Annotated in this window: 14 protein-coding genes; 8 read left to right on the forward strand and 6 right to left on the reverse strand. The window is 69.6% G+C overall.

The window, feature by feature from the left end; all coding sequences use genetic code 11:
• Positions 1-69 precede the first annotated feature (69 nt).
• Together ABD156_RS17280 and ABD156_RS17285 are read left to right on the forward strand one after the other, a co-directional pair.
• Positions 70-1,059 carry a phosphotransacetylase gene (locus ABD156_RS17280; protein WP_344273822.1) on the forward strand — a complete coding sequence of 330 codons (990 nt, stop codon included), beginning with the start codon at positions 70-72 and terminating at the stop codon, positions 1,057-1,059.
• Positions 1,056-1,733 carry a phosphonatase-like hydrolase gene (locus ABD156_RS17285; protein WP_344273824.1) on the forward strand — a complete coding sequence of 226 codons (678 nt, stop codon included), beginning with the start codon at positions 1,056-1,058 and terminating at the stop codon, positions 1,731-1,733. Before ABD156_RS17280 ends, ABD156_RS17285 begins: the two co-directional genes overlap by 4 nt.
• A gap of 21 nt (positions 1,734-1,754) precedes the next feature.
• Here ABD156_RS17285 and ABD156_RS17290 read toward each other — a convergent pair whose 3' ends face one another.
• The gene (locus ABD156_RS17290; protein WP_344273826.1) at positions 1,755-2,318 is read right to left on the reverse strand and encodes a TetR/AcrR family transcriptional regulator; all 564 of its coding nucleotides are present in this window, start codon (positions 2,316-2,318) and stop codon (positions 1,755-1,757) included.
• A gap of 72 nt (positions 2,319-2,390) precedes the next feature.
• Here ABD156_RS17290 and ABD156_RS17295 point away from each other — a divergent pair, with 72 nt between their 5' ends.
• A complete protein-coding gene (locus ABD156_RS17295; RefSeq protein WP_344273829.1) occupies positions 2,391-3,584 on the forward strand; it encodes an FAD-dependent monooxygenase in 1,194 nt (397 codons plus the stop codon).
• Positions 3,585-3,668: 84 nt separating this feature from the next.
• Here ABD156_RS17295 and ABD156_RS17300 read toward each other — a convergent pair whose 3' ends face one another.
• From ABD156_RS17300 to ABD156_RS17310, 3 genes are all read right to left on the reverse strand, one after another.
• A complete protein-coding gene (locus ABD156_RS17300; protein ID WP_344273831.1) occupies positions 3,669-4,307 on the reverse strand; it encodes a cysteine hydrolase family protein in 639 nt (212 codons plus the stop codon).
• A gap of 74 nt (positions 4,308-4,381) precedes the next feature.
• Positions 4,382-5,308, reverse strand: coding sequence for a LysR substrate-binding domain-containing protein (locus ABD156_RS17305; protein WP_344273834.1), 927 nt, complete (start codon positions 5,306-5,308; stop codon positions 4,382-4,384).
• Positions 5,309-5,343: 35 nt separating this feature from the next.
• Positions 5,344-6,174 (reverse strand): alpha/beta hydrolase, encoded by an 831-nt coding sequence (locus ABD156_RS17310; protein WP_344273836.1) that lies wholly within the window; start codon positions 6,172-6,174, stop codon positions 5,344-5,346.
• Between the two features lie 156 nt (positions 6,175-6,330).
• On the opposite strand from ABD156_RS17310, the gene ABD156_RS17315 reads away from it, so the two are divergent.
• The 5 genes from ABD156_RS17315 to ABD156_RS17335 are packed head-to-tail and all read left to right on the forward strand — an operon-like array spanning position 6,331 to position 10,442.
• Positions 6,331-7,788 (forward strand): 2-hydroxymuconic semialdehyde dehydrogenase, encoded by a 1,458-nt coding sequence (locus tag ABD156_RS17315; RefSeq protein ID WP_344273840.1) that lies wholly within the window; start codon positions 6,331-6,333, stop codon positions 7,786-7,788.
• A complete protein-coding gene (locus tag ABD156_RS17320) occupies positions 7,785-8,516 on the forward strand; it encodes a 2-keto-4-pentenoate hydratase (RefSeq protein ID WP_344273843.1) in 732 nt (243 codons plus the stop codon). Before ABD156_RS17315 ends, ABD156_RS17320 begins: the two co-directional genes overlap by 4 nt.
• Complete coding sequence (locus tag ABD156_RS17325; protein WP_344273845.1) at positions 8,513-8,944, forward strand: RidA family protein; 432 nt, start codon at positions 8,513-8,515, stop codon at positions 8,942-8,944. Before ABD156_RS17320 ends, ABD156_RS17325 begins: the two co-directional genes overlap by 4 nt.
• Complete coding sequence (locus ABD156_RS17330) at positions 8,941-9,465, forward strand: 3-hydroxyanthranilate 3,4-dioxygenase (RefSeq protein WP_344273848.1); 525 nt, start codon at positions 8,941-8,943, stop codon at positions 9,463-9,465. Before ABD156_RS17325 ends, ABD156_RS17330 begins: the two co-directional genes overlap by 4 nt.
• A 2-nt stretch (positions 9,466-9,467) precedes the next feature.
• Positions 9,468-10,442 carry an amidohydrolase family protein gene (locus ABD156_RS17335; protein WP_344273851.1) on the forward strand — a complete coding sequence of 325 codons (975 nt, stop codon included), beginning with the start codon at positions 9,468-9,470 and terminating at the stop codon, positions 10,440-10,442.
• Here the strand turns inward: ABD156_RS17335 and ABD156_RS17340 are convergent.
• On the reverse strand, positions 10,439-11,761 hold the full coding sequence (locus ABD156_RS17340; protein ID WP_344273854.1) for an NtaA/DmoA family FMN-dependent monooxygenase: 1,323 nt from the start codon (positions 11,759-11,761) through the stop codon (positions 10,439-10,441). The two genes, ABD156_RS17335 and ABD156_RS17340, sit on opposite strands and share 4 nt — an antisense overlap.
• Before the next feature lie 17 nt (positions 11,762-11,778).
• Positions 11,779-12,894: an LLM class flavin-dependent oxidoreductase gene (locus ABD156_RS17345; protein WP_344273857.1), complete on the reverse strand. Its 1,116-nt coding sequence runs from the start codon at positions 12,892-12,894 to the stop codon at positions 11,779-11,781.
• Between the last annotated feature and the right edge of the window lie 12 nt (positions 12,895-12,906).

The raw sequence follows: 12,906 nt of genomic DNA on the forward strand, positions 1-12,906 counted from the left end.
TCTGTCGCTTGGGGCCAGGGGCCGAGATCCTGCTCGGGGAGCACTGCCGTCCGCGAGGGAGTTTGCGAGATGACCATGGCCCCTCTGGCCGAGACCTGGCGGGAACGCGTCGGCGACGCCCGCCCGCGGATCGCGCTTGCCGACGGCGCCGATCCGCGTGCCGTCACCGCGGCCGCGCACCTGGCAGAGCGCGGCGAGATCGAGCCGGTGCTGGTGGGGCCCGCGGCGGAGATCACTGCTGTCGCGGCGGAGCTTCGGGTGGTTGTTCCGCCTTTGCTGGACACCGCTGAGCTGGCCGCCGACGAGGCTGTCCTCGCGCGGCTGGCTACGGCGTTTCCGGACCGGGTCGAGACGGTTCGCAATGATCCCGTTGCCCTGTCTGCTGCGCTTCTCGCGTTGGGCCGGGTGGACGCGTGCCTCGCTGGCGCGACGCGGCCGACGTCCGATGTGCTCCGGGCGGGGCTGCGGATTGTCGGCCTTGCTGCTGGGGTGCGGACTTTGAGCAGTTGCTTCCTGATGCTGTTGCAGGACGGCCGATCGCTCACTTTTGCTGACTGTGCCGTGGTTCCGGAGCCGGACGCGGATGCGTTGGCGGACATCGCGGTCGGCGCGGCGTCGACGCACCGGGCGCTGACCGGAACTGAGCCTGTCGTGGCGATGTTGTCCTTCAGCACCCAAGGCAGCGCTAAGCATTCGGCGGTGGACAAGGTTCGTCAGGCGACGTCGCTGGTGCGGGAACGGCTGCCGGGCGTCGATGTGGACGGCGAATTGCAATTCGACGCCGCTGTGGTGGATGCGGTCGGGGTGGCCAAGGCGCCGCGGTCGACCGTGGCTGGGCGGGCGAATGTGTTGGTGTTCCCCAATCTTGACGCGGGGAACATCGCTTACAAGATCGCCGAACGGCTCGGCGGAGCGACTGCTCTCGGGCCGATTCTGCAAGGCGTCGCGGCACCGCTGCACGATCTGTCGCGCGGCTGCAGCGCGGCCGACATCGAGACGATGGCCCTGATCAGCGCGGTGCACGCGGTGACCGGGCGGGAAGTGGAGGGGGTCCGATGACGCGAGGCGTGGAGCTGGTCGTGCTGGACATGGCCGGCACGACGGTTCGGGACGACGGCGCTGTCGAGGCGGCTTTTTCCGCCGCGCTGGAGGCCGTCGGGGTTCCCGCGGACTCGCCGGAGCGGGAAGACGTGGATGCCTACGTTCGCGACACTATGGGGCAGTCGAAGATCGAGGTCTTCCGGGCGCTGTTTCCTGCTGCGGGTGTTGCGGAGAAGGCTAATCAGGTTTTCGAGCGCGCGTTTGCCTCGCAGGCGGTCGAGGTTGCTACGCCGCTTCCTGGTGCGGAGGAAGCGATGGACAAGTTGCGGGCGCAGGGGCGCCGGGTGTGCCTGAGCACGGGATTCTCGGCTGTCACGCGCGATGCCTTGTTGCGGCGGCTCGGGTGGACGGAGCTGGCGGACCTGGTGGTGTGCCCGGCGGATGCGGGAGGGCGAGGCCGTCCGTTCCCGGACATGGTGCTGACCGCGGTGCTGCGGTTGGGGATCACGGACGTTCGCGCGGTGGCGGTGGCGGGGGACACCGGGTTCGACATGCTGACCGGCCGTCGCGCGGGCGCGTCGGTGGCGGCGGGGGTGTTGACGGGGGCGCACGACGAGGCGACGTTGCGGGCGCACGGGGCTACGCATGTGCTGGGATCGGTGGCTGAGTTGCCGGCGGTTCTTGAGGGCTAACTGCTTGAGGCGTCGCTGCAGTCAGGCAGGCGGCGCGACCGCGGCGGCGATCAGCGCCCGGGCCGCGATCTCGATCCGTTCGTCGTCTCCCGTGACGATCCGGTCCAGGCACAGCCCCCGCAGGCCTGAGATCAGCAGGCTTGCCCGCGCTCCTGCCTCGGTTTCGGTGTAGCCCAGGCCGCGGTACACCGGCAGCAGCGGATCCACCATCGCGGTGATCGTTTCCCTGGCGACTTCCAGGTATCGCTCCGGTTGCGTCGGGGCCAGCGCCAGCACCTGGAACAGGATGTGGATCGGGCGTTGCTGGCGGCCTCGGGTGATCGCTTTCCACAGGGCGAGCGCCGCGGCGGCGAGGGACTCTTCGTCGTGCACGGCGCGGAAAAGCTCGGTGACGTCCGGGCGGCTCGCGGCGATCGCTTCGGTGATCAGGTTTTCCCGGCTGCCGAAGTAGTACAGCAGCATCCGCTTGCTCGTCCCCAGCGCTTCGCCCATCGGCGCGAGCGACAGGTCCGCGATGCCGTGCGTCGCGAGGTAGCCCACGGCTTGCTGCAGCAGTTCGGCGCGGCGGCCGGTTCCGGAATCCACCCCTTGACTGTACCGATCGGTACGTCGTACCGTCCATTCATGTACCGATCGGTACATGGCGGAGGAGGGTCGATGGCGGGCACAGCACTCTCGGTGGCGATCGTCGGCGGCGGGATCGGCGGGCTGACGCTCGCGCTCGCGTTGCGGCAGCGCGGGATCGGGGCGGAGGTGTACGAGCGCTCTGCCGAACTGCGGGAGGTCGGGGCTGCGGTGGCGTTGGCTGCCAACGGGTCCCGGGTGATGCAGCGGCTGGGGTTGCGGGACGAGCTGGCGGCCTGTTCGGCGGTGCCGACGGAGCTGGTTTACCGGCATTGGCGGGGCGGGCAGCGCGTGGTGGCGTTTCCGATCGGGGACGCCTACGAGAAACGGTTCGGCGGGCCGTATTTCGGGGTGCATCGGGCGGATTTGCAGCGGATTCTGGCGGACGCGTGGGGCAAGGTCCATCTTGGCCGGCAGGTGACCGCGGTGGTCGCGGAGGGGGCGAGGTATCGGCTCGAATTCGCCGACGGGACAAGCGAAACCGCTGATGTGGTGGTGGGTGCGGACGGGGTGCATTCGACGGTTCGCGCGTGGGTGGACGACGCGTCGCTTGCCCGGTACTCGGGTTCGAGCGGGTTTCGCGGGCTGGTGCCCGTATCGCGGGTGCCGTCGTTGCCGGACGCGGGAGCGATGCAGTTCTGGATGGGGCCGGGCGGGCATCTGCTGCACTACGCGATCGGCGACGGGTCGGTGGTGAATTTCCTTGCGGTGCTGGACGAACCGGCCGAGTGGGCGGGCGCGTCGTGGACCGAGGACATTCCCCGGGAGCGGATCGAGGCGGCGTTCGAGGGCTGGCATCCGGCGGTGCGCGAGATGGTCGGCGCGACGACGTTGCATCAGCGGTGGGGACTATTCAGTCAGTATCCGCTCAACCGCTGGCATCGCGGCGGCGTGGTGCTTCTCGGCGACGCCGCGCACGCGATGCTGCCGCACCACGGGCAGGGCGCGAACCAGACGATCGAGGACGCCGTGACACTCGCCGAGTGCCTGGCGCGGGATTCACTCGAGACGGCACTGGCCCGGTACGAGAAGCTGCGGCGGCCGCGGACTCGGGCGGTGCAGCGGAGTTCGTGGGTGGCGAATGGGCTGTTGCATTTGCCGGACGGTCCGGATGCTGACGCCAGGGATGTCGAGTTGGGGCGGATCGGCGAGACGGTGGAGTGGATTCACTCGCACGACGCTGGGTCTTTGGCGTCGGCTTCGCCGCCGCGTGCGGAGTCGCCTTGAGGTCGGCGTCTGGAGGGCAACGCGACCGCCTGGGGGCGGTCCCGTTGCCCTCCAGACGCCGACGCGACTCCGCGGGGTGGGGGGTCAGGGGTTTGTGGTGAGGGTGGTGAATTCGGTGCTGGTCAGGACGTTCGTGGTGGATTGGGCCAGGACGACCAGGGTGGCGGCGTGCACTTCGGCGGCGGACATCGCGCCGTGGCCCTGGTCGGGGTGGTCGTAGGTGGCGCAGGCGTCGGACAGCACTCCAGTGCGGAAGTCGCGGAACATGGCGTCGCGGATGGTGGCGTGGACGCAGTCCTCGGTGGTCACTCCGGCGGCGATCAGGGTGTCCACGCCTCGTCCTCGGAGTTGCATCTCGAAATCGGTGCCGTAGAAGGCGCTGTAGCGGTGTTTGGGGATCAGCGGTTCGTCGGGGCGGCGGTCCACTTCGGAATACAAGGCGGCGCCGGGCGTGCCATCGATGAGCGCGTCACCGGCGGCGATCGGCGGGTACAGGTCGGCGAAGCGGCCCATGTCGGAGCCGTCGGGGCGGTGGACGTGCGCGGTGAAGAACACGGCGATGCCCGCGTCGCGGCAGAACCGGACGGTGTCGTTGAGGACGGGGATCATGGCGCGGCCGGCCGGGGATTCCAGCGGGGCGCCCGGAGCCAGGAAGTCGTGCTGCATGTCGATGACGACCAGCGCGGTGCGGGCCGGATCGACGGTGGACAAGCGGTAACCCATGGAACGCTCCCTCCGCGGCGGACCAATGAGGTATCACGGTTTGACGTCGGTCGTCAAGAAAGCGACAGAAGGCGTCAGGCGTCTTCGATCTGCGCGGCGACGGTGTGCAGCGACGTGATCAGCGCCTGGGTGGCTGGATTCAGCCTGCGTCCGGCAGCGAGCGTGAGGCCGACGCTGTGGCCGATGTTCTCCAGCGGCGTCGGCAGGGTGACTAGCCGCGGGTCGTCCATGCCGAGCAGGCCGGGGAGCGCGGCGACCATGGCGGTTTCGGTGAGCAGCTGCCGGACCGTGAGGAACGACGTGGCTTCGACGCGGTTGGCGGGCAGATCGAGGCCGTGCTGGGCGAAGAGGCTTTCCAGCTCCTGGCGCAGCATTGTTTCGGTGCCGGGCACGATCCACGGGAAGTCGGCGAGATCCTCCAGCGAGACGCTCTCGCGCGTGGCGAGCGGATGGTGTGCGCCGGCGACGACGCGGATCGACTCCTGGTACAGCGCTTGCCGTCGGGTGCCTTCGGTGCCCGGGCCGCTGAGCCGGCCGACGATCACGTCCACGCGGCCTGCGGTCAGTTCCACGAGCAGCGATTCGGGCGTTCCCTCCCGGACCACGACGGTGACCAGCGGGTGGTCGTTCTTCAAGTGCGCGATGGCGCGTGGCAGCAGGAGGTTCGAACCGGCGAGGTGGATGCCCGCGACGACCCGGCCTCGGGTGGCGTCGGCGATTTCGACGACGTGCCGGGCGGCGTGGGTCAGTTGGGCGAGGACGGCGCGAGCGTGTTCGGTGAAGGCGGTGCCGAACTCGGTCGGTGTGATGCCGCGCGGCCCGCGTTCGTAGAGCGGCACGCCGAGGATGGCTTCGAGGTCGTGCAGACCGCGCGTGACGACCGGCTGGGTGACGTGCAGGGCGGCGGCCGCGCCGACGACGCTGCCCTGTTCGGTGAGGGTGTCCACCAGCACGAGGTGCCTGAGCTTGAGGCGGCCGTCGAGCAGGCGGGGCATCTCCATTCCGGCGACAGTACTGGCCGGACTGGGCTGCGGCGTCACGAGAGGGCGAGCCGGATCAGGGCCTGGCTGAGCGTGGAGCTGGGGTCGGCGAGGTCGAGGAAGACGTCGAAGTGGTTGCGGCCGGGCACGACGGTCCAGGAAGAAGCGGCGGGCCAGCGCGCGTGGAAAGCCTTGCTCTGCCGATGGAATCCGGCGGCTTCGTGTTCGGCGACCGCGACGTGCAGGGGCGCGGCGCCCGGCGGCAGCAAGATCGGGCTGAGGGCTTCCGCGCGGGCCGGGTCGAGGGTCAGCCACGCGTTGGCGAAGGAGCCGACGAGCGGGCGGAGGTCGAAGAGACCGCTGATCGTCATCGCGCCCTTGACGACGTCCTCGGGCAGCCCGGCGGCGACCTGCCATCCGGCGACCGCGGTCATTGCCGTGAGGTGGCCTCCGGCTGAGCTGCCGACGACGTGGATGCGGCCGGGGTCGAGGCTGTGCTTGGCGCCGTGATGGTGCACCCAGGCGACCGCGGCGCGGACCTGGCGCACGATCTCTTCCAGTGCGGCGGCGGGAGCGAGCGTGTAGTCGGGCACGACGGTGGCGATTCCGGCGTCGGCCAGCACCTTGGCCATGAACGCGGTGTCGTGGCGCGACAGCATGCGCCAGTAGCCGCCGTGGATGGCGATCACGACGGGGCGCGACTGCCCTGGCGAGGTGCCCCAGACGTCCAATCGTTCGTCGCTGAGCGGGTCGAACGCCAGGCCAACCTCGCCGTTCAGACCGGCGGTGGCGGACTCGGAGGCGGAGCGGTAGCGGGCCATCACGGCGTCGAACTCGGGCTCGGTCACCGTGGCCTGCGCGCTGTAGTCCTGGTCGACGTGGCTCACGGGCCCCATCCTTCGCTGCCGTCGTCATGCCTGGCCAATGCCCATTCCGGCGAAAGCTATGCCGCGGCAGGCATGGCCGAGGCATGTCCGGACGGCTATGGCAGCGGCGGCAAAGAGCATTGGCCAGGCATTCCTGGCGTCCCTACGGTCTGTTTCATGGCTGCGGAACTCCACAACGTCGTCGGCGGGACCCGGGTCGCCGGGCGGCGCACCTTCGAGAAGCTCGACCCGGTCGATGGGTCGCTCGTCGCGCACGTCCACGAGGCCGGGCCGGACGTGGTCGACGCAGCGGTCGCCGCGGCGCGCGCCGCGCTGGACGGGCCGTGGGGACGCGCCTCGGTAGCTGAGCGGACCGCCTTGTTGCGCCGGATCGCGGACCGGATCGAGGAGCGGTTCGAGGATTTCGTCGCCGCTGAGGTCCGCGACACCGGAAAGCCGGAGCACCTGGCTCGCGAGCTGGACGTCGCCCGGGCGGCGACGAACTTCCGGTCTTTCGCCGACACCGTCGCGGCGGCCGGTCTCGACTCCTTCCTGACCGAGCTGCCGAACGGCCGGAAGGCGCTGAACTACGCGGTGCCCAAGCCGCTGGGCGTGGTCGCGGTGATCGTGCCGTGGAACCTGCCGCTGTTGCTGTTGACCTGGAAGGTCGCGCCCGCGCTGGCGTGCGGGAACGCGGTGGTGGTCAAGCCGTCGGAGGAGACGCCGTCGACCGCGACCCTGCTCGCCGAGGTGATCGCGGAGGCGGGGGCGCCGGCCGGGGTGTATAACGTCGTTCACGGCTTCGGGCCGGACTCCGCCGGGGAGTACCTCACCACGCACCGCGACATCGACGGCGTGACCTTCACCGGCGAATCCCGGACTGGCTCGGCGATCATGCGGGCGGTCGCTCCGTCGGTACGGCCGGTTTCTTTTGAGCTCGGCGGAAAGAACGCGGCGGTGGTGTTCGCGGACTGCGACCTCGAGAAGACTCTCGACGGCCTCGCCCGGTCGGTTTTCCTGAACACCGGGCAGGTGTGCCTGTGCACCGAGCGGGTCTACGTCGAGCGCTCCGTCTTCGACGCGGTCGCGAATGGGCTCGCCGAGCGGGCGAAGGCGTTGCGGCTGGGGCGGCCGGACGCTCCGGACACCACGACCGGGCCGTTGATCTCCCAGCAGCACCGGAAGAAAGTCCAGTCCTATTTGGACCTCGCGGTGGCCGAGGGGGCGACGGTGCTCGCCGGCGGTTCGGTGCCGGAACTCGGGCCGGATCTCGCGGGCGGGTCGTGGATCGAACCGACACTGTGGACCGGGCTGGACAACTCCGCGCGGGTCGTGCGCGAGGAGGTCTTCGGGCCGGTCGCGGCGCTGATCCCGTTCGACACCGAGGACGACGCCGTCCGGCTGGCGAACGACACCGACTACGGGCTCGCCGCCGCTGTCTGGACCACGGATCTGGAGCGCGGCCACCGCGTCGCGCAGCAGATGCGGGTCGGGATGGCCTGGGTCAACACCTGGTACCTGCGGGACCTGCGCTCGCCGTTCGGCGGTGTCGGGCTTTCCGGCATCGGCCGGGAGGGCGGCCTGCATTCGATGCACTTCTACACCCAGCCGACGAATGTGTGCGTGCAGCTATGACCATCGAGGAACGGGCAGCGCTGCTCGACCAGGCGACTGCAACCGGACAGGCGATTCCGCAGCTCACCAGCAGCGAACCGATGAGCCTGGCGACGGCGTACGCCGTGCAGCACGCGGGAATCGCACTGCGCGAGCGGCGCGGGGAGAAGCTGGCGGGAGTCAAACTGGGCTTCACGAGCAAGGCGAAGGCCGAACAGATGGGCGTCTCCGACGTCATCATCGGCTCGCTGACCGACCGCATGCGGATCGAGGACGGCGGGACGTTCGACGTCGGCCGGGGCGTGCATCCGCGGATCGAACCCGAGGTCGCGTTCCGGCTCGGACCGGACGGCGAACTGGTCGCTGTCGCGCCCGCGCTGGAGATCATCGACAGCCGGTACCGCGACTTCCGGTTCAGCCTTGCCGACGTCGTCGCCGACAACACCTCGGCGTCGGCCTTCGTAGTCGGGCCATGGTCCAAGATCGACCAGGTGGACGCGCTGTCCGTAGAACTGCTCTTCGACGGCGAGATCGTCGCGTCCGGATCGACCGCCGACATCCTCGGCGACCCGCTGCGCGCGCTTCCCGCCGCACAGCGGATGGCCGCCGCATACGGGCACCGTCTGCTCGGTGGATCGGTCCTTCTGGCGGGTGCGGCGACCGCGGCCGTGGTGCTGAAAGCGGGAGCGCACGTCGAGGCGCGGGTGGCCGGGCTCGGTTCGGTTTCGGTGCGGACTAAGGAGGGATGAACGTGGCGCAAGCCCATGTAGTCGCCGGGAAAGCGACGCCGCGCGGGCGGTTCCCGCACGTCAAGGTGGTCGGGGACCTCGTGTTCGTCTCCGGCACCAGCAGCAGGCGGCCGGACAACACCTTCGCGGGCGCGGAGGCCGACGAGTTCGGTGTGACCACTTTGGACATCCGGGCGCAGACGCGTGCGGTGATCGAGAACATCCGCGACATCCTGGCCGCGGCCGGCGCGGGGCTCGAAGACCTCGCGCAGCTGACCGTGTTTTTGGTCAACATGAACGATTTCGGCGGCTACAACGAGGTCTACGGCGAATTCTTCGACGAGACCGGTCCGGCCCGTACGACCGTCGCGGTGCACCAGCTGCCGCATCCGCATCTGCTCATCGAGATCCAGGCGATCGCCCGGATCCCCGCGAAGGAGGAACGATGACCGCCATCCCGCCCGTGTTCGATTTCGCGAAGTGGATCAAAGAGCACGAGGACGAGCTGAAGCCGCCGGTCAACAACAAGCAGATGTGGGCCCCGATGGGCGATTTCATCGTGCAGGTCGTCGGCGGGCCGAACCAGCGCACCGACTACCACCTCGACCCGTACGAGGAGTGGTTCTACCAGTACCAGGGCGACATGCACGTCAACCTGATGACCGAGGACGGCCCGCGGCGCGTCGACATCCGCGAAGGCGAGATGTGGATGCTGCCGCGCAACGTGCACCATTCGCCGCAGCGTCCGCAGGAGGGGTCGATCGGGATCGTGATCGAGCGGATCCGGGAGGAAGGGACGCTCGAGAAGTTCGTGTGGTTCTGCCTTGAGTGCGACGCGAAGGTGCACGAGGTCGAGCTGCAGGTGCGCGACATCGTCGACGACCTGCCGCCGGTGTTCGAGCAGTTCTACGCGTCCGAGGAAGCCCGGACCTGCGGGGCGTGCGGGACGCTGCACCCGGGGAAGGGCTGAGCGTGCGCGCGATCGACGTCCACAGCCATTTCGTCCCGCACGGCTGGCCCGATCTCGGCGAGGGAATGCCGTGGCTGCGCGCGGAAACCGAGCGCGAGGCCATGATCATGGTCGGGTCGGAGGAGTTCCGCCGGATCCGGTCCGACTGCTGGGACGCCTCCGTCCGGCTGCGCGACATGGACGCCGACGGGATCGAGGCGCAGGTCGTCTCGCCGACGCCGGTGTTCTTCGGCTACGAAACCAGTCCCGGACAAGGCGAGAAGATCGCGCGGGTCTTCAACGACCTCGCGCTGGAGATCTGCGCGCCCGCGCCGGAGCGGCTGATCCCGTTCTGCCAGGTTCCGTTGCAGGACACCGACGCCGCGTGCCGCGAACTGGACCGCGCGGTCGCGGCCGGGCACCGGGGCGTGGAGATCGGCAACCACGTCGGCGACCGCGACCTCGACGACGCGGGGGTGGTGACGTTCCTGCAGCACGCGGCGTCGCTGGGCGTGCCGGTGTTCGTGCACCCGTGGGACATGCCGCTCGCGCCGCGCCTGGACCGGTGGATGGCGCGGTGGCTGACCGGGATGCCCGCGGAGACGCACTTGTCGATCATCGCGATGATCCTCGGCGGGGTGTTCGATCGGGTGCCGTCGAGCCTGCGGATCTGCTTCGCGCACGGGGGCGGGTCGTTCGCGTTCTGGCTGGGGCGGTTGGAGAACGCCTGGCATCAGCGGGCGGACATTATTGCTACGTCGGAGCTGCCGCCGTCGGCGTATGTGGGGCGGTTCAGTGTCGATTCGGTGGTGTTCACCGAGGCGGCGCTGCGGAATCTGGTCGACACGCTGGGGGCGGGGCAGGTGATGGTGGGGAGTGACTACCCGTATCCGCTGGGGGAGCGTCCGGCTGGCGGGGTGGTTCGGCAGGCGGAGTTTCTCGACGAGGCCTCGCGGGAGTTGTTGTTGCGAGGGAACGCAAAGCGCTTCTTGGGCTAATTCAGGCCGAGGTGGTCCCGCAGCGTAGGCCCGCTGTAGTCCTCCCGAAACACCCCGCGCTCCTGCAGCCGCGGCACCACTTCGTCGGCGAACCGGTCCAGCCCGCCCGGCGTGACGTGCGGGACCAGGATGAACCCGTCTGACGCGTCCGCCTGCACGAGCTCGTTCATCGTGGACGCGACAGTCTCGGCGGAGCCGATGAAGTTCTGCCGTCCGGTGACCTCGATGATCAGCTCCCGGCTCGACAGGTGCTTCGCCTCCGCCAGTTGACGCCACTCGTGCGCGGTCGCGATCGGGTCGCGGTGCATGCGGACGCTCGCGCGGCCCTTCGAGATCAGGTCGCCGACTGTCGGGTCGAAGGACGGGAGCGGGCCGTTCGGGTCGTGGTCGCTGAGGTCGGTGTTCCAGAGCTGTTCGAGGAACTTGATCGCGGTTTGCTCGCTGACCTGCTGCAACCGCACCTCGTGGGCGAGTTCGTGCGCTTCGGCGTCGGTGTCGCCCAGCACGAAGGTGGCGGCGGGCAAGATGACCAGCTCGTGCGGCGCGCGGCCGTATTTCGCCAGGCGGCCCTTGACGTCCTGATAGAACGCTTGGCCCGCTTCGAGAGTGCCGTGGCGGGTGAAGATGGCGTCGGCGGTCGCGGCGGCGAATTCGCGGCCTTCTTCGGAGTCCCCGGCCTGAATGGTGACTGGGCGGCCTTGCGGGCTCCGCGGGACCGGGAAGCGGCCGGAGATGTCGAAGTGGGCGTCGTGGTGGGCGAAGTCGCCGCCGCCGGCCAGGAAGCGGCCGGATTCCTTGTCCGCCAGGAGTTCGTCGCCGCGCCAGGAGTCGAAGAGTTCCCACGCCGTGCGCAGGAAGGTTTCGGCGCGGGAGTAGCGCTGGTCTTGCGGCAGGAAGCCGCCGCGGCGGAAGTTTTCGCCGGTGAAGGCGTCCCAGGACGTGACGACGTTCCACGCGGCCCGGCCGGCGGAAAGGTGGTCCAGGGAGGCGAATTGGCGGGCCACCTCGAACGGTTCGTTGAAGGTGGAGTTGATGGTTCCGGCCAGGCCAAGGCGGTCGGTGACGGCGGCAAGCGCGGACAGGACGGCGAAGGTGTCGGGGCGGCCGACGACGTCGAGGTCGTAGATTTCGCCGCCCTGTTCCCTCAGGCGCAGGCCTTCGGCGAGGAAGAAGAAGTCGAACTTCGCGCGTTCGGCGGTCTGGGCCAGCTTGACGAACGAGCTGAACTCGATGTGGCTGCCCGCTTCGGGATCGCTCCACACGGTGGTGTTGTTGACCCCGGGGAAGTGCGCGGCGAGGTGGATTTGCTTGGCAGTCATGGAGAATCTCCCGGGAATCAGGCGGCGTAGCGGTTGGCCGGGCGCGGCAGGCCCAGCAGCCCGCGCAGGGTCGAGGCCTCGTATTCGGAGCGGAACGCGCCCCGGTCGCGCAGTTCGGGGACCAGCGCGCGGGTGATGGCGGCGAGGTCGTGCGGCAGGGCGCCGGGGCGGAGCCGGAAGCCGGTCAGCCCGGCGGCGTGCCAGTCGAGCAGGAGGTCGGCGAGCTGGGCCGGGGTGCCGGTGAAGACGTGCGCGTCGGAGGCGAACTCGGCGCGGTCGTCCAGCCGGGCCTTGCGGTCGGCGGCGGCCTGCGAAGTTTCGTCGAGGAAGACCACCAGGTCGGCGAAAACCTGAACGGGGGCACTGATTTCGTCGATGATCGACGCGGCGTGCGCGCGGTCGTTCGGGGTCACGTACACGACGTCGGCCTGGCGGGCGGCGAGGCGGTAGGCGTCGGGACCGTGCGCGAGTGCGGCCACGATCGGCTGGCCCTGCGGCGGACGCGGTGTGATGGACGGGCCTTTGACGGAGAACCAGCGGCCCTCGAAGTCGATGTAGTGCAATTTGTCGCGGTCGATGAACCGGCCGGTGGCGACGTCGCGGATCTCGGCGCCGTCCTCCCAGCTGTCCCACAGCCGGCGCAGCACCTCGACGTAATCGGCGGCTTCCTCGAAGAGGTCCGCGACCTCGGGCGGCGTGCGGCGGCCGAAGTGCTGGAACTCCTCCGGACGCCCGGAAACCTGCACGCGGACCCCGGCGCGGCCGGTGCTCACGTAGTCGAGCGTCGCGATCGCCTTCGACAGGTGAAACGGCTCCGTGTGGGTGACCACCGCGGTCGGGATCAGGCCGATGTTCGACGTCAGCGGCGCGATCCGCGAGGCGAGCAGGACGGCGTCCAGCCGGGTTTGCGCGCGGTCGGCGCGGGCCTCCGGTTCGGCGGGATCGCGCAGGGAGAGGAAGTCCTCGAAGGTGACGAAGTCCAGGTGCGCGGCTTCGGCTTCCTGGACCAGCCCGGTCCAATATCCGGCGGTGAGCAGGTCGGCCGGGCGGGCGTCCGGTTCGCGCCACGCGGCCGGATGCCAGCCGGCGCCTTCCAGCGCGACGGCGAGCCGTGGTCCGGTGAGCCCTGTCATGCTGCGTCCTTT

Source organism: Amycolatopsis albidoflavus (assembly GCF_039525725.1).
Classification (GTDB): Bacteria; Actinomycetota; Actinomycetes; order Mycobacteriales; family Pseudonocardiaceae; genus Amycolatopsis; species Amycolatopsis albidoflava.